General features: G+C 47.1%; 24 protein-coding genes. 21 read left to right on the top strand and 3 right to left on the bottom strand.

What is annotated here, in order from left to right:
- The 13 genes from rnhB to KKC1_RS08940 form a co-directional block, all read left to right on the top strand.
- Positions 1 to 474 (top strand): ribonuclease HII (rnhB, locus tag KKC1_RS08880; RefSeq protein WP_143288719.1); only part of this gene is annotated, 474 nt, incomplete at its 5' end.
- 204 nt (positions 475 to 678) lie between these two features.
- Positions 679 to 1,035 (top strand): NADH-quinone oxidoreductase subunit A, encoded by a 357-nt coding sequence (locus KKC1_RS08885; RefSeq protein WP_088554110.1) that lies wholly within the window; start codon positions 679 to 681, stop codon positions 1,033 to 1,035.
- Entirely contained in the window at positions 1,026 to 1,532 is a 507-nt protein-coding gene (locus KKC1_RS08890; RefSeq protein ID WP_088554111.1) for an NADH-quinone oxidoreductase subunit B, read from the top strand. The genes KKC1_RS08885 and KKC1_RS08890 overlap by 10 nt, the downstream gene beginning before the upstream one ends.
- The gene (locus KKC1_RS08895) at positions 1,525 to 1,974 is read left to right on the top strand and encodes an NADH-quinone oxidoreductase subunit C (RefSeq protein WP_088554112.1); all 450 of its coding nucleotides are present in this window, start codon (positions 1,525 to 1,527) and stop codon (positions 1,972 to 1,974) included. Before KKC1_RS08890 ends, KKC1_RS08895 begins: the two co-directional genes overlap by 8 nt.
- A 44-nt stretch (positions 1,975 to 2,018) precedes the next feature.
- Positions 2,019 to 3,137: an NADH-quinone oxidoreductase subunit D gene (locus tag KKC1_RS08900; RefSeq protein WP_202820021.1), complete on the top strand. Its 1,119-nt coding sequence runs from the start codon at positions 2,019 to 2,021 to the stop codon at positions 3,135 to 3,137.
- Positions 3,138 to 3,151: 14 nt separating this feature from the next.
- Entirely contained in the window at positions 3,152 to 4,213 is a 1,062-nt protein-coding gene (gene nuoH, locus KKC1_RS08905; RefSeq protein WP_088554114.1) for an NADH-quinone oxidoreductase subunit NuoH, read from the top strand.
- Between the two features lie 4 nt (positions 4,214 to 4,217).
- Positions 4,218 to 4,658, top strand: a complete 441-nt coding sequence (locus KKC1_RS08910) for a NuoI/complex I 23 kDa subunit family protein (RefSeq protein WP_088554115.1) — start codon at positions 4,218 to 4,220, stop codon at positions 4,656 to 4,658.
- Between the two features lie 15 nt (positions 4,659 to 4,673).
- The gene (locus KKC1_RS08915) at positions 4,674 to 5,165 is read left to right on the top strand and encodes an NADH-quinone oxidoreductase subunit J family protein (protein WP_238134257.1); all 492 of its coding nucleotides are present in this window, start codon (positions 4,674 to 4,676) and stop codon (positions 5,163 to 5,165) included.
- Entirely contained in the window at positions 5,158 to 5,466 is a 309-nt protein-coding gene (gene nuoK, locus KKC1_RS08920) for an NADH-quinone oxidoreductase subunit NuoK (protein WP_088554117.1), read from the top strand. Before KKC1_RS08915 ends, nuoK begins: the two co-directional genes overlap by 8 nt.
- A 38-nt stretch (positions 5,467 to 5,504) precedes the next feature.
- Positions 5,505 to 7,376 (top strand): NADH-quinone oxidoreductase subunit L, encoded by a 1,872-nt coding sequence (nuoL, locus tag KKC1_RS08925; protein ID WP_088554118.1) that lies wholly within the window; start codon positions 5,505 to 5,507, stop codon positions 7,374 to 7,376.
- Complete coding sequence (locus tag KKC1_RS08930; protein WP_088554119.1) at positions 7,373 to 8,899, top strand: complex I subunit 4 family protein; 1,527 nt, start codon at positions 7,373 to 7,375, stop codon at positions 8,897 to 8,899. Before nuoL ends, KKC1_RS08930 begins: the two co-directional genes overlap by 4 nt.
- Complete coding sequence (locus KKC1_RS08935; protein WP_088554120.1) at positions 8,900 to 10,327, top strand: NADH-quinone oxidoreductase subunit N; 1,428 nt, start codon at positions 8,900 to 8,902, stop codon at positions 10,325 to 10,327.
- A gap of 95 nt (positions 10,328 to 10,422) precedes the next feature.
- Positions 10,423 to 10,791, top strand: coding sequence for a YraN family protein (locus tag KKC1_RS08940; RefSeq protein ID WP_088554121.1), 369 nt, complete (start codon positions 10,423 to 10,425; stop codon positions 10,789 to 10,791).
- Positions 10,792 to 10,818: 27 nt separating this feature from the next.
- Here KKC1_RS08940 and KKC1_RS08945 read toward each other — a convergent pair whose 3' ends face one another.
- On the bottom strand, positions 10,819 to 12,150 hold the full coding sequence (locus KKC1_RS08945; RefSeq protein WP_088554122.1) for a DUF1015 domain-containing protein: 1,332 nt from the start codon (positions 12,148 to 12,150) through the stop codon (positions 10,819 to 10,821).
- 485 nt (positions 12,151 to 12,635) lie between these two features.
- Between KKC1_RS08945 and KKC1_RS08950 the strand changes: the two genes are divergently transcribed.
- The 8 genes from KKC1_RS08950 (at position 12,636) to KKC1_RS08985 (ending at position 20,938) form a co-directional block, all read left to right on the top strand.
- A complete protein-coding gene (locus KKC1_RS08950) occupies positions 12,636 to 14,279 on the top strand; it encodes a peptide ABC transporter substrate-binding protein (protein WP_088554123.1) in 1,644 nt (547 codons plus the stop codon).
- A gap of 116 nt (positions 14,280 to 14,395) precedes the next feature.
- Positions 14,396 to 15,325, top strand: coding sequence for an ABC transporter permease (locus KKC1_RS08955; protein ID WP_088554124.1), 930 nt, complete (start codon positions 14,396 to 14,398; stop codon positions 15,323 to 15,325).
- A 4-nt stretch (positions 15,326 to 15,329) separates the two neighbouring features.
- Complete coding sequence (locus KKC1_RS08960) at positions 15,330 to 16,247, top strand: ABC transporter permease (RefSeq protein ID WP_088554125.1); 918 nt, start codon at positions 15,330 to 15,332, stop codon at positions 16,245 to 16,247.
- Between the two features lie 15 nt (positions 16,248 to 16,262).
- Positions 16,263 to 17,273 carry an ABC transporter ATP-binding protein gene (locus KKC1_RS08965; protein ID WP_088554126.1) on the top strand — a complete coding sequence of 337 codons (1,011 nt, stop codon included), beginning with the start codon at positions 16,263 to 16,265 and terminating at the stop codon, positions 17,271 to 17,273.
- Positions 17,270 to 18,262 (top strand): ABC transporter ATP-binding protein, encoded by a 993-nt coding sequence (locus tag KKC1_RS08970; protein WP_088554127.1) that lies wholly within the window; start codon positions 17,270 to 17,272, stop codon positions 18,260 to 18,262. The genes KKC1_RS08965 and KKC1_RS08970 overlap by 4 nt, the downstream gene beginning before the upstream one ends.
- 195 nt (positions 18,263 to 18,457) lie before the next feature.
- Positions 18,458 to 18,682, top strand: a complete 225-nt coding sequence (locus KKC1_RS08975) for a hypothetical protein (RefSeq protein ID WP_088554128.1) — start codon at positions 18,458 to 18,460, stop codon at positions 18,680 to 18,682.
- Between the two features lie 464 nt (positions 18,683 to 19,146).
- Positions 19,147 to 20,190 carry a mechanosensitive ion channel family protein gene (locus KKC1_RS08980; protein ID WP_368731567.1) on the top strand — a complete coding sequence of 348 codons (1,044 nt, stop codon included), beginning with the start codon at positions 19,147 to 19,149 and terminating at the stop codon, positions 20,188 to 20,190.
- Positions 20,191 to 20,422: 232 nt separating this feature from the next.
- A complete protein-coding gene (locus tag KKC1_RS08985; protein WP_088554130.1) occupies positions 20,423 to 20,938 on the top strand; it encodes a ferredoxin domain-containing protein in 516 nt (171 codons plus the stop codon).
- A gap of 91 nt (positions 20,939 to 21,029) precedes the next feature.
- On the opposite strand, the gene KKC1_RS08990 is transcribed toward KKC1_RS08985, so the two are convergent.
- The gene (locus KKC1_RS08990) at positions 21,030 to 22,436 is read right to left on the bottom strand and encodes an ATP-binding protein (protein ID WP_088554131.1); all 1,407 of its coding nucleotides are present in this window, start codon (positions 22,434 to 22,436) and stop codon (positions 21,030 to 21,032) included.
- A gap of 45 nt (positions 22,437 to 22,481) precedes the next feature.
- On the bottom strand, positions 22,482 to 23,178 hold a 697-nt coding region (locus KKC1_RS08995), incomplete at its 5' end, for a YifB family Mg chelatase-like AAA ATPase (RefSeq protein ID WP_143288720.1).

Genomic DNA, 23,178 nt, shown 5'->3' on the forward strand with positions numbered 1-23,178 from the left:
TTTATAGCGGGGTTAAACGATTCCAAGAAACTTACGGCTAAACAGAGAGAACAATTGGAGGAAGAAATTAAAGAAAAGGCGATAGCTTGGTCTGTACAAGTGGTGTCTCCGGTTTACATAGATCGCTATAATATTCTTCAAGCGACTTTTCAGGCTATGCGTCAAGCTATTGAGAAGCTGGATATGAAGCCAGAACACGTTCTGGTAGACGGGGTTAGTATACCAAATATTGATCTTCCGCAAACTAGTATTGTTAAGGGAGATAGCAAATGTGCCAGTATTGCTGCTGCTTCCGTTCTCGCCAAAGTAGCTAGAGACCGGCTGATGGAGGAATACGATACCCTTTATCCTGAGTACGGTTTCAAACAACATAAAGGTTATCCCACGGCTGATCACCTGGATGCTATCGCCCGCTATGGTCCCTGTCCCATCCACAGAAAAACATTTAGGGGGGTAAAAGAATATATCAGGTGATTTATCATGTATACAAACCGGGAGGGAAAGAGTATTATTTTAAACAAAAATATATTTATTAAAATTTTTCGCAAAATAAAAAAGACAAATTTTATGAAGGTATTTCAAGGAATGTGGCGAATAACAGTATTGGTTGTGCCTAAATAAGTTATGTTTCCTAAGGATGGTTCAAATTTACGTCCTACTTAGGGAGGGGGGTGAAGGATGCTTAAACAATTCGCTGGTATAGGCATCTTTTTCCTTGTTGGTGCTGTTTTCCCTTTGGTTATTTTTGCTGTAAGCTGGCTGGTAAGGCCTAAAAGACCGAGTCCCCAGAAACTTTCCACTTATGAATGCGGTTTGGAGACTCAGGGCCCGACGTGGGTGCAGTTTAAGATCAGCTATTTCCTTTATGCTTTAATATTTCTGCTCTTTGATGTAGAAACCGTTTTTCTTTATCCGTGGGCGGTTAAGTTTCAGGTTTTAGGTTTGTTCGCGTTTATTGAAATGCTTATATTTATAGCTATTTTAGTGATAGGCTTGTGGTATGCTTGGAAGGAAGGAGCATTAGAATGGAAGTGAGAGATAATCAGGCGGAAGAACTGGTAAGAAACAATATTATTTTGGCTTCTGTGGAGAAGGTGCTCAATTACGCGAGAGCGCATTCTTTTTGGCCGGTAACCTTTGGTTTGGCCTGCTGCGCTATAGAAATGATGGCGGCGGGCGGTCCACGTTATGATATTTCCCGGTTTGGATATGAAGTTTTCCGGCCGTCGCCCCGCCAGGCTGATTTGATGATTGTTGCCGGAACTATTACCAAAAAGATGGCACCGCTGGTTCAAAGAATTTATGATCAAATGGCCGAACCGAAATATGTTATTGCCATGGGCAGTTGTGCTATTAGTGGAGGTCCTTTTGTGGACTCTTATAATGTGGTGCCTGGAGCCGATACTTTTCTACCGGTAGACGTTTATATTCCCGGCTGTCCACCTCGGCCGGAAGCTTTAATCTATGGACTGTTACAACTGCGCCAGAAAGTAATTAATCCCAAGGTGGTAAGGATGAGAAAACATGGATAATATTAAACTATTGGTGGATAAATTAAACAAAAGGTTCTCCGGTGATGTGGAAGTTGCGGAAGGAGATCCGGTGACGCTACTGGTTCCGGTAGGACACCTAGTTTCTGTTATGAAGGAGCTTAAGGATGATAAGGAGTTTGGTTTTAACATGCTCATGGACATTACGGCGGTGGACTATCCGGAAAACTTTTTCGTGGTTTACCACCTAATGTCAATGGAAAAAGGTCTCCTGTTAAGGGTTAAAGTTAAAGTGGGGAAAGAGCAACCAAAAGTTCCTTCCTTGGTATCCCTGTGGTCTGCTGCCGACGTCCAGGAGCGAGAGGTCTACGACCTCATGGGTATCAAATTTGAAGGACATCCGAATCTGAAGCGCATTTTGTGCCCCGATGACTTTGAAGGGCACCCCTTGAGAAAAGATTATAAAGCGCAGGCAAGGAACTAGCAGGGCTGGTTCCTTAAGATAGGAGTTGAGGTGTAGATATGGTAATGGAAAATCCAAAAGAAAAGGTGTTGCGAACTCAAGAAATCACCCTGAACATGGGCCCTCAACATCCCAGTACCCACGGTGTTTACCGCGCTATTTTAACCCTTGACGGGGAAACAGTGGTAGACGTAGAAAACGTGGTTGGCTACCTGCACCGGGGCGTAGAAAAGCTGGCCGAGGATCGAACTTATACCCAGTTTATTCCTTATACGGACAGAATGGATTACCTAGCAGCATTGATCAACGAAATGGGCTATGTTCAGGCCGTGGAAAAGCTTATGGGTATTGAGGTTCCGGAAAGGGCAGAATATATCCGAGTTATTATGGCGGAACTGCAACGGATTGCCAGCCATATGGTATTTGTGGGAAGTATGGCGCTTGACGTTGCAGGTTTCACCGGGTGGATGTATGCTTTCCGAGACAGGGAACGCATTCTTGACCTCTTTGACATGGTGGCCGGTGGTCGGCTGACCATCAATTACATGAGAATTGGTGGAGTGGCGGATGATCTGCCCGAAGAATTTATACCTGCTTTAAGGAAGATTCTGGCTGAACTTCCGGCTTGCTTTGATGAATACGACGGATTGGTTACCGGAAATGAAATTTTTCAGGCTCGGTGCAAGGGAGTAGGGGTTATTGATGCTGAGACTGCCATTAACTATGGCTTTACTGGTCCCAACTTACGAGCCTGTGGTGTGCCTTTCGACCTGCGTAAAGTAACTCCTTACGGAATTTACGATCGGTTTGATTTTGAAGTGCCGGTAGGGGAGAATGGCGATACCTTTGACCGCTTCGTAATGCGAATACAAGAAATGCGCCAGAGTGTAAGAATAATTGAGCAGGCGGTACGAGACTTGCCGGAAGGCCCTATAATGGCTAAAGTTCCTAAAGTAATTAAGCCTCCGGCAGGTGAGGTTTATCATCAAATCGAAGGTGCCAAGGGAATATTAGGCTACTACATTGTTAGTGACGGCTCCTCCAAGCCTTACCGCTTGCACGTACATTCGCCATCTTTTGTCAACCTAGGAGCTTTTCCCCTGTTGGCTAGGGGTGGAAATATTCAGGATGCAGTAGCGGCCCTTGCTTCTATTGACATTGTTCTTGGTGAAGTAGACCGGTAAAGGGGAGAAGGAATATGGAAAAACTTAATTATCTTTTTGTGGACTTGGCTCAAAGTTTGAGGTCTTGGTTTGCTGGAATGGGGTTGTCTCCGTTCGCAATCGACATGTTAGTTGTTTTGGTAGCTGTGGTGGGGATCATAACTTTTGTTTTATTAAATGTTCTTTACCTGGTGTATCTCGAAAGAAAAATTAGTGCCTATTTTCAGGATCGTTTGGGGCCCAACCGCGTTGGTCCCCGAGGCCTGCTGCAGACGACCATGGACGTACTGAAGCTAATCGGTAAAGAGGATATCAGGCCTACAGTTGCCGACCGTTGGGTATTCTTCTTGGCTCCGGTGATCGTTTTTGTTCCGGCGGTCATGATGTACGCGGTAGTTCCTTTTGGGGAAGGAATGATCGCGGTTGACCTTAACATAGGAATATTTTATTTTATTGCTATCTCATCTACCACCACTATTGCTTTCCTAATGGCCGGCTGGGGATCGAACAATAAGTATTCTTTACTCGGCGGCATGCGGACGGTAGCGCAAATGGTTAGCTATGAGATACCGCTAGTGTTTTCTTTACTGGGAGTAATCATGCTGACCGGTTCCCTAAAAATGTCCGATATTGTAGCCGCTCAAAAAGACATGTGGTTTATCGTTCTACAGCCGGTAGCGTTCCTAATATTCTTTATCGCCGCCACGGCGGAACTCAACCGAGGGCCTTTTGACTTGCCGGAAGGAGAGCAGGAGATTATAGCCGGACCTCATACGGAATACAGTGGAATGAAATTTGCCATGTTTTTCCTGGCCGAATATGCCAATCTAGTATCCGTGTCTGCTATTGCGGTAACCCTTTTCCTTGGTGGTTGGCGAGGTCCTTGGCTACCTTCCTGGCTATGGTTTTTGATAAAGCTTTACGGTATGATTTTACTGTTTATGTGGGTGCGGTGGACCTATCCGCGTATAAGGATTGACCATTTAATGCATCTTAATTGGAAATTCTTGCTGCCACTATCTTTTGTTAATATTTTGGTTACCGGCGTGGGCATAAAACTTTATCAGTGGTACCAGGCGATGGGATGGGGATGGTGAGAGAATGTACGGTCAAGGTTTACTGAAAGGGTTGGGCATAACTTTAAAGCATCTTTTCGGCAAAGCGGTGACGGAGCAATACCCCGATCAACGGCCTAATCTATCTCCGCGTTTTCACGGGTCATTTGCTTTGGATGTTGAAAAATGTATTGCCTGCGGCATTTGTGCCAAGGCTTGTCCTAATAATGTCATAAAAATTGCCAGCAGCAAAGGTGAAAACAAGAAGCGTCGATTGGATGACTACAAAATAGAGTTGGGATATTGTCTATTCTGTGGGCTCTGCGTAGAAAGTTGCCCCACCGACGCCATTAATTTTACCCAGGATTTTGAGTTGGCTTCATACACTCGGCAAGATACGGTACTCCATCTTTATAACCGGGCCAGTCATGAAACTGACGGCAGCGGGGAAAGCGATTTGGCCTGTTGCCAGGGGACAGAGGGGTGAAAACTGTTGGTTGATGTGATTTTTTGGTTGCTAACTGCCTTGATTATTGGATCGGCTTTAGCAGTGGTGCTGTTAAAAAATATTGTGCACAGTGCATTATATCTGATGGTAACCTTTGTCGGTGTGGCAGGCATTTACATCCTACTGGAAGCCGATTTTCTAGCGGCGGTTCAAATACTTGTTTACGTTGGCGCGGTTTCTATTTTGCTGGTTTTTGGTGTGATGCTGACACGCAGGGGAGATATTAGAGAGAGTAACCCGTTTAATCGTTATAAAGGAATAGCGGCTCTAGTTGCGTTGGTCTTGTTCCTGCTTGTGGAAAGGTTTATTCTAGGTACTTCATGGACTCTAAGTAACGCCGTACCACCGGCAGATACGGTTGGACCTATTGCTGAAGCTATGCTTTCCGATTTTGTGGTACCCTTTGAAGCAGCCGCTATACTTTTGCTGGTAGCTATGGTCGGAGCCATAATTCTGGCGAGAGGAGTGACTTCGCGCCATGATTAACTTGCCTCATTTTCTTATTCTTGGAACATTGCTTTTCTGTATAGGATTGTATGGAGCTTTAGCCAAAAGAAATGCAGTGGCCGTTTTGATGGGAATTGAGTTAATGCTCAACGCAGTCAACATCAATTTGGTTGCTTTCTCCCGTTACTTAAAACCAACGGAATTTGTAGGACACGTTTTCGCCATTTTCGTAATTGTAGTGGCAGCCGCGGAGGTAGCTGTGGCTCTGGCCATCATTATCAACATCTACCGAGACCGGCTGTCTACCAATATTGAAGATTTCGATTGGCTCAAGTGGTAGCTTGTTTGACTAAAACGAGGGTAGGTGAGTAAAGGTCAATGAAAGAATACGCTTGGCTGATACCAATTCTTCCTGCGATTGCATTTGTGATCATAGTGTTTGTTACTAGAAAACTAAAAATGCTAAGTGCCTTGGTAGCTATTGCTGCCATGGCGGTTGCTTTCGTTATGTCCGTAGGGGTGCTGTGGGAGGTAATTCAGAGCCCTGAAATTACCATGAACAACCCTTACGAATACTTTGTTGACTGGCTCAATTTGCCGGGAGTTTACATTCAGGCAGGTGTTCTCATTGACCCGTTGACGGCAGTAATGCTGTTCGTGGTCACTCTGGTTGCTCTGCTGGTAGAGATCTATTCCATTGGGTACATGCATGGTGATGAAGGATTTTCCCGTTTTTATGCTTACCTGTCTCTCTTTGCTTTCTCCATGTTGGGCCTGGTGGTGGCCAATAACTACTTCCAGATGTTTTTCTTCTGGGAACTGGTGGGTTTATGCTCGTATCTTTTAATTGGGTACTATTTTTACAAAAACTCGGCAGCGGAAGCTAACAAGAAGGCTTTTATCACCAACCGGGTAGCTGATTTTGGCTTCATGCTGGGAATTTTCTTCCTGTGGTTGGTTTTTGGAACCTTCAACTTTGGGGAGCTAGCGGAAGCTATTGAACACTACGACAATGTAGCTTTTCTGACCCTGGCGGCGATACTGGTTTTCATAGGGCCTGTTGGAAAATCAGCGCAGTTTCCCCTTCATGTTTGGCTTCCCGATGCTATGGAAGGTCCCACTCCGGTTAGTGCGTTGATCCATGCGGCTACTATGGTGGCCGCCGGTGTGTACCTGATAGCTCGCGGATACATTCTTTTCGCGAAGGCACCCGCCTCGTTGCTAGTAGTGGCCTATGTGGGTGGTTTTACCGCTTTGTTTGCGGCGACGATAGCCATTGTGCAGGAAGATATAAAGCGTATCCTCGCTTATTCAACACTCAGCCAGCTGGGATATATGGTTATGGCAATGGGTGTCGGAAGCATGACGGCCGGAATCTTTCACCTGATGACCCACGCTTATTTTAAGGCGCTGTTGTTCCTTGGTGCCGGAAGTGCCATCCACGCGGTACACAGCAACAGCATTTTCGATATGGGTGGGTTATACAAGAAGATGCCCATAACCACTTGGACCTTTGTGATCGGAGCTCTGGCCCTGGCAGGTATCTTCCCCTTGGCTGGTTTTTGGAGTAAAGATGAAATTCTTCTGGCAACTAAAGAGGGCGGCTTTACGTTACTGTACCTCGTAGGTTCCTTTGTCGCTTTCTTGACCGCCTTCTACATGTTCCGGTTGATATTTATAGCCTTCTTCGGTGAGAAAAAATCAGACCACCACGCTCACGAATCCCCGTGGACCATGACCGTTCCTCTATTGGTCCTGGCGGTATTTTCGATATTCGGCGGTTTTGTGGGAGCTCCTTTTGTAGAACACGGCTTCGCCTCCTTCATTTATTTTGAAGAGCCGCATCATGTGGAGGCAGACATTGCTTTAATGGTAACATCTACCATAATTTCGTTGGCGGGGATTGGTCTGGCCTGGTTGATTTATATGAAGAAGGCGATTTCCGCGGAAGCGATAAAGAAGAGGTTTTTGCCTATTTACAACCTCCTGTACAACAAGTATTACATCGACGAAGTATATCAGTGGTTCTTCGACAATGTAGTACTGAAAATTGGCGCGGCCTTTAACTGGCATGACCGGCATGTGGTTGATGGTATTGCCGACGGTCTGGCGGATACGATTAGGGGTATCGGAGCCCGGTTGCGTTTTGTTCAGACCGGCAGTTTGCAGAATTATGCACTGGTCATATTCGCCGCGGTAGTTATTATCGTTCTGTGGATGGCCATGCCCGTGTTAGGAGGGATACAATGAGCTTTCCAATTCTAACCGCGATTGTTCTAGCTCCGGTTATTGGGGCGCTGTTTATTCTGTTCATTCCCGAAAATGAAGAACGGGTTATCAAGATTACGGCTGCAGTTGCCACATTTGTTTCTCTCGCCCTTTCCACTTATGCCTATTTTGCCTATGACCAGTCAATCGGAGGTATGCAGTTTACGGAAGAGTACACCTGGGTAGAAAGTTTTGGTATTAAGTATTCGGTAGGTGTGGACGGCATTAGCCTTCCGCTGGTACTGTTGACGGCTATTGTAATATTTACCGGTGTATTCGCCTCTTGGGACATGCACAAGCGGATTAAAGAATTTTTTATCCTTCTCCTCGTCTTGGTGGCGGGCGTTTTCGGCGTGTTTGTGTCGCGAGATCTGTTCTTCTTTTACCTCTTCTTTGAAGTAGCGGTAATTCCTATGTATTTGCTTATTGGTATTTGGGGAAGCACTCGGAAAGAATATGCGGCCATGAAACTGACCCTCTACCTGCTGGTGGGGAGTGCTGTAGCCTTAATCGGTATCATCGCGTTGTTCCTGTATGCTGCCGATCAATTGGGTTATCGCACCTTTGATATTGCTACGCTGGCTACGGTAAATTACGACCTTGGATTCCAGAAGCTGGTGTTCTTCCTGATGATGATTGGTTTCGGATTTTTGGTACCCATGTGGCCCCTTCATACCTGGTCGCCGGACGGTCACGTGGCCGCTCCCACGGCGGTAAGTATGCTTCACGCCGGCGTATTGATGAAGCTGGGGGGCTACGGTTTAATTAGGGCCGGAGTTTTATTCTTCCCTGAGGGCGCCCAGTACTGGGCTCCGCTCATTGCCTTACTGTGTATAGTCAACGTTGTGTATGGAGCTATGGTTGCCATGCAACAGAAGGACCTGAAATTTGTGGTTGGTTACTCCAGTGTCAGTCACATGGGATACGTGCTTTTAGGAATTGCCTCCTTAAACGTTCTCAGTCTCGACGGAGCAGTAGCTCAGATGTTCGCTCACGGTATCATGACGGCCCTGTTCTTTGCACTGGTTGGTAATATTTACCATAAAGCCCATACCCGTATGATAGCCGAGTTTGGTGGGCTGGCGCACCAGATGCCGAGGGTGGCTACGGGATTTGTTATTGCCGGTCTGGCCTCCTTAGGGCTTCCCGGTTTAAACAACTTTGTAGCCGAGTTTCTGATTTTCGTCGGTTCGTTCAGTGTGGAGAAAACGCTTTTCGGATGGCTGCATTTTCGGGTGCTTTCCATCCTGGCTATCTTAGGTGTGGTCATTACAGCGGTATACGTTTTACGGGTCGTCCAAAAAACCTTTTTCGGACCCCGGAACCCGCGCTGGGATCACCTTACTGATGCCAAAGGGGTAGAGATGGTACCTATTGTAGTTCTGTGCGGAGTACTAATTATTTTTGGACTGTTCCCGTCCCTCTTGATGGACTTAATTAACAACGGGGTAGAGCCTCTGGTTGCCAAAATTGAGGCGGCCCGCCAGATTGGAGGGATCTTTTAAATGAACTTTACGTTGCTGACGGTAGAGATACTAACGGCTTTGCTTGCTACCGGACTGCTCGTCTTGGGACTTTTGGTTCCGAAAAACCAGAACAGAGGGGTAGGGTATCTAACCACGCTGGGATTGTTAGCTATACTGGCGGTCACCTTTGTTTTCCGAAACGTAAACGCTACTCTTTTTAACGGAATGTATATTGTGGACCCTTTTGCCACGTTTTTTAAGCAGCTTTTCCTGGTAGCGGCTATCTTAGTAAGCATTGCTTCGCTGGATTTTGTTCAGAAGTTAGGATATAATCAGGGCGAGTTTTTCTCCCTGCTGGTCTACGCAACACTGGGTATGATGATTATGGCTTCGGCAGGGGATCTCATTACTCTGTACATCGGTTTGGAATTGATGACTATCAGTTTCTGTATCCTTGCCTGCTATAAGAAAAAAGACGCCAAGTCAGCAGAAGCAGGGATCAAGTATATAATTCTGGGAGCTATGTCCTCTGCCATACTTCTTTACGGATTAAGCCTGATATTCGGCCTCACCCAAACTACAGTTATTGGAGACATAGCCGCCGTCGTGACAGAACATGTGCAGCCTCTCCTGTTAATCGGCGTAATTTTTCTGGTGGCCGGATTTGGTTTTAAAATATCGGCTGTTCCCTTCCATATGTGGTCTCCCGATATTTATGAAGGAGCACCTACGCCGGTAACTGCCTTTTTGGCTGTAGCTTCCAAAGCGGCAGGCTTTGCCGTGTTTCTCCGGGTGTTTATGCAGGCCATACCGACTACCCAACCCTACTGGCTTCTTCTGCTAATGGTTTTAGCAACCCTTACTATGCTCCTGGGGAATTTTGTTGCCATTCCCCAAACTAATATTAAGCGTTTGCTGGCATATTCCAGTATAGCCCAGGCCGGTTATCTGTTGCTCGGTTTGATAGCTTTTTCATCCCTCGGTGTGGCAGCTATTCTATTCCATTCAATTTTATATGTGTTTTCCAACTTAGGGGCTTTTATGGTGGCCATTGCCTTTTCCAATGCTACCGGTAGCGATGAGATTAAAGATTATGCGGGGTTAAGCCGTCGTTCACCCTTACTGGCGGTAGTCATGCTGTTATCCCTGCTATCGTTGGCCGGGATTCCGCCCTTGGCTGGTTTTCAAACCAAATTCTATCTCTTCACTTCGATTATCGATAAAGGATATCTATGGCTGGCGTTTGTAGGCATAGGAACCAGTATGGTGTCTGTTTACTACTATCTCATAGTGGGTAAGGTCATGTATCTAGGAGAACCACCGGCAGATAGTAAGCCAATCCACGTACCTTTGGGATTACAGGCGGCTTTATTGATCAGCATGGCGGCAACCATTTTCTTTGGAATATACCCGACACCACTGCTTAACGCGGCGTTAAACGTGGCACAGGTATTCTTCCCCCATTAAAGGGAGCAAAGGAATCTAGAGTAAGGAAACTTGCCGTTGCAGCACGTTTCCTTACTCTTTGTTTTTTTCGGTATGGAAAAAAAGAGGGAGGTAATATGAGTAAGCAGAAGAAGAAATTGGGAAAGAGAGGGGAAGAGGAGGCAGTACGCTATCTGCGCAAGAACGGTTACCGCATCCTGGAAACAAATTTCCGCTGTCGCCTGGGAGAAATTGATATCGTTGCTAAAGAAGGGGAAGATATAGTTTTTGTTGAAGTACGCAGTCGCACCTCCAGCCTTTTTGGTCTTCCCGAAGAAACGGTAAGCTGGACGAAACAGCGGAAATTACTACAGCTGGCCAGGGTTTATCTCACTGCGAAGCGGCTGGAGGGTAAGAATTTTCGTTTCGATGTGGTTGGAATCCTGCTGGGTGAGGATGGGGCGGTCAAGCGCCTGACATTATATCGAAATGCCTTTACAGAATAGAAAAACCCGGTTCAAAACCGGGTTTCATTATGTTTCTGGCTTTATTTCTGGTCCCAAGGGGTTTATAACCAAACCCGTAGTTAACTTTGGATAGAAGTAAGTGGACTTTTGAGGCATCTTGTCTCCCGCGTCAGCTACTTGGACCACATCTTCCAGATGGGGCGCAGTTAAAAAGAATGCCATTTGGTGGGAACCGTCATCTACGGCTGCTACCGCCTGAGCTTCGTCGCGAGTGTACGTCAGGTTGGTGTGGCTTTCTCGCTGTTCCTTGCTGATGCCCAGCAGTTTTTCCAGTATAAGCGTATGAAGCACCGTTACCGGCAATCGCTTCCACGCAGTGGACTTCTCAGAAGGGCCTAATGTCTCTACATCTACATGGGGACGTAACGTTAACAGATAGGTGGTGCGGTTGAGGTACAGACCGAAGACATACTTTTCATTTGCCTGTCTTTCCAGCAGATTTATAAAGGTGATGCGATCATTTTCCTTATGTAAGTCTAGTTCCACCTTCTTAATAACAAAGTTCTCCCGGAGGCCGTTTTCTAAAGACTGCCAGTTGAAGTCCGGAAGGTTTTTAACCAACCGGTGAGTGGGGTAGATTACCAGTCCCTCATCATACAGGTTAACTAGGTTTATCATAACAAAGTCGTATCCTGGCAAGCCTTTGGCCTTCATTTCCCGGCTGAAATGGAGAGCGGTTTCATACCGGTGATGGCCGTCGGCTATAAAGATCTTGTGAGGTCGCATGGCTTGAGTTATTTCCTGAAGGGTTTCTTCTGTCTGTACAACCCACAGTCGGTTGACGATCCCGAAGTCGTCTGTAAATTCTACCTCAGGATCACGACTGGTTATAACTTCCTGTAACTGGTGGTCTATAAAGCGAGTTTTATCAACGTAAAAACCAAAAATCGGGCTAAAATTGGCGTGGCAGTAACGTAGAAGTTGTAGACGGTCTTCTTTATGTTTGGCTATAGTTTCCTCATGGGGTAGGACAATACCCGCAGCATAATCTACCAACTGCAGACCGCAAATGAAGCCGGTTCTGACGGTAGGCAATCCCCGGTATTGAAACTGTTGCTGGTATATGTAAATAGATGGCTTTTCGTCCTGGATTAGAATTTGGTCATCCAGCCACTGGCGAAACAGCCGGGCTGCGCGGGTATAACGATTGTTCGCAGGGGAATCATCAGGAAAAGTTTTCCCTAGTTCCAAGCGAATGATATTATGTGGATGTCGTTGGTAAAACTCTTCCTGATCCTCAAGGCTGATTACATCATAAGGGGGGGTGACCACATCTGCCATGTTTTCAATTTTCACGGGAGAGTAGCGAATACCTCTAATAGGTGTGATTACGGCCATCGGATTATCCTCCTATACATAATTTACGCCTAAAATTGTAGTACAAGCCCTGGGAATTTTCAACCAAAAAAATGCTCTCGTTTATTTTTCACTTCTATCTCCCTCAGGAAAGTTGGGTAACCTTAGGGAAGCCATATAGTTCCCGCGATTCAGTAGTCATACCCCGGGAAAGTCGGGTATTGTTACATTTTTCATACAGGGTATGCTACTTTGCCGTTGCCGCGGACGCTTTGACCTCATGCAAAAGCTTCAGGGGCGTCAGCTGGGACCGTAAATTATGCAACAAACAGAAAATCAGCCAAAAAATAGAATTTGAGAGATGGGAGGATTTTGGGGTCTTATAGCGAATAATATGTGTCATAGCAAAATGGCGAAATATAGCGAAAAATGTCGTCAACTGGAGGTGATGATTGACAGGAACATTAGGAGGAAAAAGTTGGCTTGAAGAATTAATTTGAACAATATATAGAAAGGAGTCGGAGTATATGTCGTGGAAAAAACTGGTACTACCATTGTTGTTTATTACATTGATCGCAGCTTTTCTGACTGGTTGCGGTGCCAAAGAGGAAGCAACCGCTCCTGCGGGTGGGGAACAGCAGTCTGCCGCGGAAGAGATGGTACTGAGGTATAACTTGGCAACGGAACCTGAGACATTAGACCCGGCCTTAGCGACTGGTCAGCCGGAGTTAACGGCGATCAATGCTTTCTTCGAGGGTCTTACCCGGCTCGATGAGAGCTATGAGCCACAGCCGGCTATGGCCGAGAGTTGGGACATCTCCGAGGACGGACTGGTTTACACGTTCCACCTGCGCGATGGGATAAAATGGACCAATGGCGACCCGGTTACGGCATATGATTTTGAATATGCCTGGAAACGGGTTCTCAATCCGGATACGGCGGCGGACTATGCATATATGCTTTGGTATATTAAAAACGCCGAGAAATATACCAGCGGCGAAGTTTCCGCTGACGAAGTCGGAATCAAGGCCATCGATGAGAAAACGCTGGAGGTGACGCTGGAAGCGCCGGCGCCTTACTTCCTGTCCCTTACGGCTTTCCCAACTTACTTCCCCGTTCATAAGGCCACGGTAGAGGCCGATCCCGACGGCTGGGCTGGCGAAGCGGAAACGATAGTATCCAATGGACCCTTTAAGCTGATTAAATGGGAGCATAAAAACGTTTTGGAATTAGTTCCTAACGAGAATTACTGGGACCGCGAAACTGTCAAGCTCGACAAACTGGTCTTCTACACCGTGGAGGAAGAGAGCACCGAACTGGCTATGTTCGAGACGGGTGATCTTGACATTCTGGACAATCCCCCGTTGGAAGAAATGGACCGCTTAAAAAATGAGGGTCTGGTAATTGGCAGTGATTTGGCGGTCTATTACTACATGTTCAACGTGGAGAAAGAGCCTTTCGATGATCCCAGAGTTCGCAGGGCTTTTGCTATGGCGATTGAGCGCCAAGCGTTGATTGACGCCGTTACGAAGGCGGGACAGCGTCCGGCTTATGCTTTTGTACCTTACGGCATTATCAACCCTGTAACCGGAAAGGACTTCCGGGAAGAAGGCGGCGATTACTTTACTGAGGACATCGAGGAAGCCAAGCGTCTATTGGCCGAAGCCGGGTATCCCGATGGAAAGGGATTACCGCCTATCGAGATTCTCTACAACACCAGTGAAGGCCATAAGAAAATTGCGGAAGCTATACAGCAGATGTGGCGCAAGAATCTGGGTGTAGAAAACGTAACGCTCCGTAACGAGGAGTGGGGTGTTTACCTGGAAAGCCGTGATCAGGGGAATTTCCAGGTTGCACGGGCCGGTTGGGCCGCCGACTATCTTGACCCCATGACCTTTCTAGATATGTGGCTGAAAGACGGCGGCAACAACAACACCAACTGGTGGGATCCCGAATATGAGGATTTAATTACCACCGCTAAGAGCACTGGCGATCAGAAGGTTCGCTTCGAAGCCATGCATAAGGCCGAGGAGATCCTGATGCGTGATATGCCTATAGCTCCCATTTACTTCTATACTGATCCATACCTCATGAAGGATTACGTAAAGGGCGTCGTGAAGTTGCCCTTCGGTCCCGAGATGGAATTTAAGCACGCGTATATTGAAAAGTAACTACAAGAAATAGTGGAAGTGCCTTAAAAGAGGTATGTGCGCTCGGGCGTGCATACCTCTAATATTGAAACAGTGGTTAAGGAAATAAATGACAGCTGCGGGAAGGTGGTGTCATATTGACCCGGTACATTGTACAACGAATTATCTCCATGATAATCGCACTGTGGATCATTGTTACCATCACGTTTTTGTTAATGCACGCTATCCCAGGGGGACCATTCGCAGCCGAAAAAAAAGTACCTGAAGCGATCCTGCAGAACCTGGAGCGGCGCTACCACCTGGACTGGCCCCTTTGGAAACAATATCTCAGTTATCTCTGGAACGTAGCCCGGTGGGATTTTGGACCTTCCTTTAGGTATACATCGCGTACGGTCAATCAGATTATAAATGACGCCTTCCCTGTCTCGGCAACCCTGGGGGCAATTGCGGTAGCCTTATCGCTCCTGGTAGGGATCCCTGCCGGGATCATTTCAGCGCTCAAACAGCACAAGTGGCAGGACAACTTGGCTATGCTAGTGGCTACCATCGGTGTTTCAGTTCCCAGCTACGTTCTTGGGATTTTACTGATGTATGTGTTTGCCGTGAAGTTGAAGTGGTTTCCAGCTGCCCGCTGGGGCACCCTGATGCATATCCCGTTGCCGGCATTGGCTCTCGCCGGGTACCCTACAGCCATGATTGCCAGGCTGATGCGGTCGAGCATGTTGGAAGTGATGCGGCAGGATTATATTAGGACCGCGCGGGCAAAAGGCCTGTCGGAAAAGGTGGTTGTGTATCGTCATGCGGTGAAAAATGCACTTATCCCTGTGGTGACTTACTTGGGCCCGCTTATAGCGGCGATTTTTACGGGAAGCTTTGTCATTGAATTTCTATTTGCTATTCCAGGGCTGGGCGAACATTTTGTAGACAGCATTAGTAATCGTGATTATACGCTTATTATGGGGGTCACGGTGTTTTACAGCGTCCTCCTCATGGCGATGAACCTTTTGGTGGATATCGCATACGTTTTTTTGGATCCAAGGATAAGTTACCTCGAGGAAAGGAAGTGAGGCCATGGGTCTTTCTGCTGACATGTTTGAACCTATCGAAAGAGACTATGCTCAAGATGAAGCCGTTAATCGACCGAGCATGAGTTACTGGCAGGATGCCTGGCGTCGTTTCAAAAAAAGCAGGATGGCCATGGTCGGGCTAGTAATAATCGGAATAATGGTCATTGCAGCCATAGTCGGGCCGCTGCTTGTACCGTACACTTATTGGGAGCAAGACCTTACCCGAACGAATGAGCCCCCGAGCGCAGATCACTGGTTCGGTACCGACGCGCTGGGAAGAGACCTTTTCGTGAGAGTCCTATATGGTTCACGCATTTCACTACTGATCGGGTTTATCAGTGCTTTCATTAACATGACCATCGGAGTAATTTACGGTGGGATCTCCGGCCTTTTCGGCGGTAAAATCGACAACATAATGATGAGGATCGTTGACATTCTTTACTCGATACCTTTCCTACTGGTGGTTATCTTGTTGATGGTGGTTATGGGACCTGGACTTAAGAGCGTATACATCGCCTTTGGCTTATCTTTTTGGCTGGGCATGGCCCGCATTGTTCGCGGTCAGATCCTGAGTCTCCGGGAGCAGGAGTATGTGCTGGCCGCTCAGGCTTTGGGAGCGAGCAAGTTCCGAATTCTAATACGGCACCTTATTCCCAATGCGATGGGCCCCATTTTAGTAACCGTCACTCTTCTCATTCCCTCAGCCATTTTTACCGAGGCGTTCCTCAGCTTTATCGGTCTTGGTGTGAGCGCGCCTATGGCTAGCTGGGGCGTTTTGGCAGCTGACGGGTACAAGGCTATCCGCTCCTACCCGTGGCAGCTTTTCTTCCCTGCGGCGGCAATCTGTATAACTATACTGGCCTTTAATTTTGTTGGCGACGGACTTCGTGATGCCTTGGATCCGCGTCTACGCCGTGATTAGAGAGGAGGAGCATTAGTGGGAGCATTTTTACGGGTTGAAAACCTGAGAACATCTTTTTTTACCTACGCCGGAGAAGTAAAAGCTGTAGATGGGGTCAACTTCGAACTAGGTAAGGGCGAGGCCATGGCTATCGTGGGCGAGTCGGGGTGCGGCAAAAGCGTAACCGCTCTTTCGATCATGCGGCTTGTTCCTGAGCCCGGAAAAATCGTTGGTGGGTCCATCTTGTTCGAGGGGGAAGATCTAGTTCGCAAGTCCGAACGAGAAATGCAGGCTATCCGCGGCAATGAAATCAGTATGATCTTTCAGGACCCCATGACTTCCTTGAACCCGGTTTTGACCGTTGGTTTACAAATAACGGAAGCTTTAAAGCGACATCAAGGTCTATCTGGTGAACAGGCGCGAAAGCGTGCCATCGAGATGCTCGAACTGGTTGGCATCCCAAATCCGGAACGACGGATCAAACAATATCCGCACCAGTTTAGCGGGGGTATGCGGCAAAGGGTAATGATCGCCATGGCACTATCGTGTAACCCCAAACTGCTTATTGCCGATGAACCTACTACGGCCCTGGACGTGACGATCCAGGCTCAAATTATAGAGTTGATGAGAGAACTTAAGGACAAGCTTGGCACTTCCATCCTTATAATTACCCATGATTTGGGGGTGGTTGCGGGGTTGGCCAGCAAGGTTATTGTAATGTATGCCGGCAAAGTTGCTGAAGCTGGTTCAGTCCGTGACATATTTCATAATCCGCAACACCCGTACACATGGGGGCTGTTAAAATCCATACCTCGTCTGGACGCTCGGGAGAAGAAGAGGCTAGTGCCTATAGATGGTCAACCTCCGGATTTGCTGGCGCCGCCGAAGGGCTGTTCTTTTAACCCGCGTTGCGAGTACGCTATGCGCATTTGCCTTGAACGCAAACCAGAGTTAACTGAGTGCGGTGCCGGTCACAAGGCAGCCTGTTGGTTGCTCCATCCGATGGCCGCTCGTGTCAGACGGGACGAGAGGAGGGGGGTCTCTTGAACGGAGGAGAATATCTTGTTGAGGTCAGAAATTTAACCAAATATTTTCCCATCACCGCCGGTGCTATCTTTACTAAAACCGTTGGTTACGTAAAAGCGGTGGACAACGTCAGTTTTAATATCCGCAAGGGAGAAACCTTAGGGTTGGTAGGAGAGAGCGGGTGTGGAAAAACGACCGTAGGTAGAACTATTCTGCGATTATATGAGCCGACTAAAGGTGAAGTTATCTATAAAGGACGGAACATATATGCCTTGAACGCCCGCGATATAGAAACAATTCGACGCGAGATCCAGATCGTTTTTCAAGACCCTTATAGCTCGTTGAATCCTAGGATGACCGTCAGCGACATTATTGGAGAACCTCTAGATATTCACCGTTTGGCTCGGGACCGTAACGAGCGGCAGGAACGGATTTACGAGCTTCTACGTTTAGTAGGGCTCAATCCCGAACATGCAAATCGCTATCCCCACGAATTTAGCGGTGGGCAACGGCAGCGGATCGGGATAGCCCGGGCCCTGGCCGTCAATCCCAATTTTGTGGTATTGGACGAGCCCATTTCGGCCTTGGACGTTTCTATTCAGGCCCAGGTTGTTAATTTGCTGGAGGACCTTCAGGAAAAGCTGGGACTTACGTATCTTTTTATTGCGCACGACCTTTCAATGGTTCGACATATCAGCGACCGGGTAGCCGTAATGTACCTTGGAAAAATCGTGGAATTGGCTGATAGTTGGGAACTGTACGATACACCGTTGCATCCCTACACCCGGGCGTTACTTAGTGCTGTTCCCATTCCCGATCCTGACATTGAAGTGGAGCGACAGCGAATTATACTTGAAGGCGATGTGCCCAGCCCCATTGACCCCCCGAGCGGTTGTCGTTTCCGTACGCGTTGCCGGCACGCTAAGGCAATATGCGCAGAGGAAGAACCGGAGCTTCGGGATGCGGGAAACGGCCACCTGGTAGCCTGCCATCTCCATCGTATATCTTAACGTCCGAAAGAGGGAAGGCTTGGTTGGCTCTATTGGATTGAGGCTAAGAGTCCGGGGACCATTCTCCGGACTTTTTGACTTTTTTAGAAAGTAAATCTTAAATCTGTAAATAATGTTTAATAACCGCTAAATGTTTGATACGATGTTAAGAGGGTTTGCAAAAAACAAAGTCTGTTGGAAGGAGAAACACTGAAAATGAATAAAGTGAATGGAGGTAGCAATCGGAAACAGAGTAAGACGAAAAGGCAATTGGTGAGGGCCAAGAAAGAGGTCACGGATGACCATGGTGTGGGACAGCCGGTAACGGGACTGGATATAGCAGCGTTTCTAATTGCTGCTTACCAAATTCTGCTTCCGTTTGTATTCGCCTTCATTACTGTTATTTTGCTAGTGTTTCTGTTAGTCCGGCTGGCAGTGTAATCTTGAACATGGTGTATAAATCTTGTGGCAATAGATATAGTTGACAAGGTATCAAATTTTAGAACCAGCTTAACCTAGGTTGACATGTTTGAATGAGGTAAGCTGAGGTATTGAGTTCAGGGAGGGACATAAGTTTCTTCACCATCTTTTTTTCCTGCAACAATCATTGACTTCGATATTTCGGACAAATATTCCCGCCGTGTTTACCATTCTCCTTTCCCGCTTTTTTTCCTCCCGATGGAATCATACCAAGAGCTCGCATGCTCAATCCTTATGGAACAAAGATGATGCAGGATTTTTTGACTTGTCGACGTATGGTTATTCAAAGAAGGTGGCATTGGGACTATCATAAGAATTAGTTACGTCACAAACCAACTGTCAGTTTAGAGGGAGGGGTGAATATGCTAAACGACTTAAATATTATCTTTAGTCGGGCAAGTTTTGACAGTGAAACGTTAGGACAAATGTTAACCCAGATAGGTGTGGCAACAGCTATTTTTTTAGGATTTTGGTTGTTGCGAAAAGTTTTTGCCAGATATATTTCTCAACTATTACTGAAACTCTCTGTCAAAACCAAAACCGACCTGGACGACCAAATAGTTTTGGCATTTGAAAAACCACTACAGTTCTTTTTTATCTTATTAGGTCTTTATCTTTCGCTTTCGTATCTACCTTTAAGTTCTCCACATAATTTACTATTATCGAAGCTTTTTCGTTCTTCAATAATAATTCTCGTTTCCATGGGTTTTTATAATTTAGTCGGGAGTTATGCCGTTCTGTGTGAAGAAGTGGAAAAGGTATTCGGCATTCAAATAGATAAAATACTAATTCCCTTTTTGTCTAAAGTTTTAAGGGTCACTGTGGTTGCACTGGCCATCAGTGTGGTAGCACAGGAGTGGGATTATGATGTAAATGGTTTTATTGCTGGACTTGGACTCGGAGGCTTAGCATTTGCTCTGGCTGCCAAAGATACAGTCTCTAACATCTTTGGTGGGATTGTAATTATAACAGACAAACCTTTTTCAATTGGGGATTGGATTTACACGCCTAGTGTAGAAGGTATCGTAGAAGATATAAATTTTAGAAGCACCAAAATTAGGACATTTGCTCAAGCCCTTGTTACGGTGCCTAATGCAACTCTTGCGAACGAGCCTATTACCAACTGGAGTCGCATGGGCAAGAGAAGAATAACTTTTAAGTTAGGGGTAACTTATAATACTTCGAAAGACAAGCTAGAGAAATGTGTTAATGAGATCAAAAATATGTTGGAAAATCATCCGGAAATTCATAAAGAAACCATCTTTGTGAGGTTCGATTCCTTTGGTGAAAGTAGCCTGGATATCTTCCTGTATTTCTTTACCAAGACGACTAATTGGGGAGAGTATTTACGAGTGAAGGAAGATGTTAATTTCAAAATCATGGAAATTCTTGAGAGGGAAGGAGTGTCTGTGGCCTTCCCGAGTACAAGTGTTTATTTTGAGACGCCGCTTGAAACAAAGTCCAAATAAAAATAAATTTGATAATTATGCTCTTATTTGGTGGAACTTGGTTGCTGCGGGAGCTCTAAAAGCTGCGGGACAAAAACGATAGGGTCCATACCGGTGGGTTACGGGGGATAGAGGAAAGAGAAGGCCGGCCGGGGAGGTAAGAGGTGCATTTGCCGTTATTTCGGCAGGAAACTGGAAGAAGGGGAAGAATACTTTTAACGAAGATAGTGGAGTGAGAAAGGAGGATTTTGAAATGCAGGAGGGAATGCGTACCATAGCAGAATTGATGGCGGTGGCAGCGCGTACGGCACCAAAGGCAGCGGGCAAGGACTTTATTGGCCTGAAGATTCTGGAGGGTGAAGACCTAGCTAAATTAGCCGATGAAATGGTCAAGTACGGAAAAGAAACTGGGCGGAAGAACTTTGACCGCGATGGCGAAAACGTGCGCCGTTCGGATGCTCTGCTCCTGGTCAGTCTGGACCGACCTGCCCCTTTAGGTTTAAACTGCGGAGCCTGCGGGGAGGAACGTTGCGCTGACCTGAAGAGCCGGTCGGGACCGGAGTTTCGTGGCCCGCTTTGTGCGTGGAGGGTCATTGATTTGGGTATTGCCCTGGGTTCAGCGGTCAAAACTGCCAGTATTTTGAACGCTGACAACCGCATTATGTACCGGGTCGGGGTCGTAGCCAAGAAGATGGGCTTGATTGAGGGTGATTTGGTGGTAGGAATTCCAATTTCCGCTACGGGCAAGAATATCTATTTTGATCGCTAACAAATAGGAGTACCCGGAAATTACAGAGGACCCGATCATTTCGGGCCCTCTGTATTTTTCATCTCCAGAATTGCTCCTGCGAGTGACTATTCTAGCGCAGGTCGCTCAGGACTCCGGGAACCATTTGGTCGATAAATTGCCGGGCGGTACGGCAGGACCGGGAATTTTGCGTTAGTTCCCATTGCAGGGCCATACGGCGGAGCTGGTTTGGTTCAATTTCTAGTCCTCGCTGCTTGGCCAGACCCATAACTATGTCCAGGTATTCTTTCTGGGTTGGAGTAGTGAATATAACAGTCAGGCCAAACCTGTCTGCCAGGGATAATTTTTCCTGTAACGTATCCTGCCGGCGCACCTCTCCTGATTCTCCATTGTCGTTGCGATCATGAAAGTACTCTTTCACCAGGTGTCTCCGGTTGGAGGTGGCATAAATCAGCACATTCTTGGGGCGTGGCTCCAGTCCGCCCTCCAGCACAGCCTTTAATTCTTTGTACTGGGTTTCGTGCTCCTCGAAAGACAGGTCGTCAATGAAGAGAATAAATTTTTGAGGTCGCTGCTTTAGCAGTCGAATGATCTGATGGTAATCCTGCAGGTGATCCTTATGCACCTCCACCAGCCGGAGTCCCCGGTGGGCATACTCGTGGAGCAATGCCTTTACGGTGGAGGATTTGCCGGTACCTCGATCACCGTAGAGTAGAATATTGTTTGCCGGAGCCCCGGCGAGAAATTTCTCGGTATTGTCGATGACCTGCTGGCGCTGCTTTTCATATCCTATCAGGTCGGAAAAGCGGATGGGGTCAGGATCGGGGATTCCAACCAGACGGCCATTGCTCCCCTGCCGTTCCCAACGGAAGGCCCAGTAACTGCCAACAATACCACTGCCCATGGTCGCAAAATATTTTGCCAGTTTGGGTACCAGCAACCCCCAGTCGGCAGCATCGGCCAGCAATTTTTTAATCTGTAATTTAGCTTGAAAGAGGTAGGAATTGTTGGTGCTATGTAAAGGTATGACTTGGTCCCAACCAGGCCATTCCTCAGAGGCTAACGGGAAATCTTTGTCTGGCCAGGCAGCGGAGAATCTTTCTATTATCAATTGCTGCAATTCTGTAGATTTCAAATTGAACAAAAGTTGCAGTCGGCGAAGGTCATGGGCCAGGGCTTCCCGCAGGGATATTCCTATTTCTTCTAAAGCTACTTTTTCTGCCTTGCGGCTAAAAATGTTATCGTCCTTCAGTATTAGATCCAGCAGGTGGTTTTGCCAGGCATTTCCTACCACCGGGCCCTGGTACATTTCTGCCGTCTCGAGTAACTTGGCGCATAAGCGGTGGTAATTTTCTACCAACGCTTCAGCCTGCGGTTGTTGACGGTAAATCCCATCAATCAACTGAACAAGTTCGCTGAAAATAGGGTCATGAACGAGTTGGTGATAAACTGTTAATTGGCTGACCGCCATTTTCCACTGTAAAACCTTCGTGTTAATTTGGTTTTGATAGCTGGTCAATCTTGGTTCCTCCTCGTTTTGCAAAAGTACTTTGGCTTAGAGCCCTTAAAAGACTCTCCTATCCAAAGTGCGGTATTGGATGGCTTCGGCAACATGATGGGGTTCAATGTCCTGGGATTCTTCTAGATCGGCAATGGTGCGAGCAACTTTAAGAATTCGGTCCAGTGCCCGCATACTTAAGCCTAATTGAGTAAAAGCCTTCCGGATCAAGTCTTGCCCTTCCTTGTCAAGAGAACAAAACTTTTTGGTTAACTTGGGGCTCATTTCGGCGTTGCAATTTATACCAAGGCTTTTGTACCTTTCCCGTTGAATCTGCCTGGCTCTTTCTACCCTTGCGCGGATGGAGGCTGAATTTTCACCTGGCTGGTTCCCTGCCACTTCTTTATACTCCAGCCGGGGTACTTCAATGTGAATATCGATGCGGTCCAAAAGTGGCCCTGATATTTTAGATTGGTAGCGCTGGATTTGCAGGGGAGTACAGGAACACTGCTTGCTGGAATCGCCATAAAAACCACAGGGGCAGGGATTCATTGCGGCTACCAGCATAAAATTGGCCGGGTAGGAGAGGGCTGCCGCGGCCCGGGAAATAGTTACTACCTTATCCTCCAGCGGCTGGCGCAGTGCTTCTAGAACGTTACGGTTGAACTCCGGCAGTTCGTCCAAGAAGAGTACCCCGTGAGTTGCCAGGCTCACCTCACCCGGCTTAGGTATTCGCCCGCCTCCGATGAGACTGGCGGCAGAA

Source organism: Calderihabitans maritimus (assembly GCF_002207765.1).
In the GTDB taxonomy this organism is placed as follows: Bacteria; Bacillota; KKC1; order Calderihabitantales; family Calderihabitantaceae; genus Calderihabitans; species Calderihabitans maritimus.

What these genes read in the sequence shown, in the direction of transcription:
- KKC1_RS08885 (WP_088554110.1), top strand. Translation starts at nt 679, where the DNA reads ATGCTTAAACAATTCGCTGGTATAGGCATCTTTTTCCTTGTTGGTGCT.
- KKC1_RS08890 (WP_088554111.1), top strand. Translation starts at nt 1,026, where the DNA reads ATGGAAGTGAGAGATAATCAGGCGGAAGAACTGGTAAGAAACAATATT.
- KKC1_RS08895 (WP_088554112.1), top strand. Translation starts at nt 1,525, where the DNA reads ATGGATAATATTAAACTATTGGTGGATAAATTAAACAAAAGGTTCTCC.
- KKC1_RS08900 (WP_202820021.1), top strand. Translation starts at nt 2,019, where the DNA reads ATGGAAAATCCAAAAGAAAAGGTGTTGCGAACTCAAGAAATCACCCTG.
- nuoH (WP_088554114.1), top strand. Translation starts at nt 3,152, where the DNA reads ATGGAAAAACTTAATTATCTTTTTGTGGACTTGGCTCAAAGTTTGAGG.
- KKC1_RS08910 (WP_088554115.1), top strand. Translation starts at nt 4,218, where the DNA reads ATGTACGGTCAAGGTTTACTGAAAGGGTTGGGCATAACTTTAAAGCAT.
- nuoK (WP_088554117.1), top strand. Translation starts at nt 5,158, where the DNA reads ATGATTAACTTGCCTCATTTTCTTATTCTTGGAACATTGCTTTTCTGT.
- nuoL (WP_088554118.1), top strand. Translation starts at nt 5,505, where the DNA reads ATGAAAGAATACGCTTGGCTGATACCAATTCTTCCTGCGATTGCATTT.
- KKC1_RS08930 (WP_088554119.1), top strand. Translation starts at nt 7,373, where the DNA reads ATGAGCTTTCCAATTCTAACCGCGATTGTTCTAGCTCCGGTTATTGGG.
- KKC1_RS08935 (WP_088554120.1), top strand. Translation starts at nt 8,900, where the DNA reads ATGAACTTTACGTTGCTGACGGTAGAGATACTAACGGCTTTGCTTGCT.
- KKC1_RS08940 (WP_088554121.1), top strand. Translation starts at nt 10,423, where the DNA reads ATGAGTAAGCAGAAGAAGAAATTGGGAAAGAGAGGGGAAGAGGAGGCA.
- KKC1_RS08945 (WP_088554122.1), bottom strand. Translation starts at nt 12,150, where the DNA reads ATGGCCGTAATCACACCTATTAGAGGTATTCGCTACTCTCCCGTGAAA.
- KKC1_RS08950 (WP_088554123.1), top strand. Translation starts at nt 12,636, where the DNA reads ATGTCGTGGAAAAAACTGGTACTACCATTGTTGTTTATTACATTGATC.
- KKC1_RS08960 (WP_088554125.1), top strand. Translation starts at nt 15,330, where the DNA reads ATGGGTCTTTCTGCTGACATGTTTGAACCTATCGAAAGAGACTATGCT.
- KKC1_RS08975 (WP_088554128.1), top strand. Translation starts at nt 18,458, where the DNA reads ATGAATAAAGTGAATGGAGGTAGCAATCGGAAACAGAGTAAGACGAAA.
- KKC1_RS08980 (WP_368731567.1), top strand. Translation starts at nt 19,147, where the DNA reads ATGTTAACCCAGATAGGTGTGGCAACAGCTATTTTTTTAGGATTTTGG.
- KKC1_RS08985 (WP_088554130.1), top strand. Translation starts at nt 20,423, where the DNA reads ATGCAGGAGGGAATGCGTACCATAGCAGAATTGATGGCGGTGGCAGCG.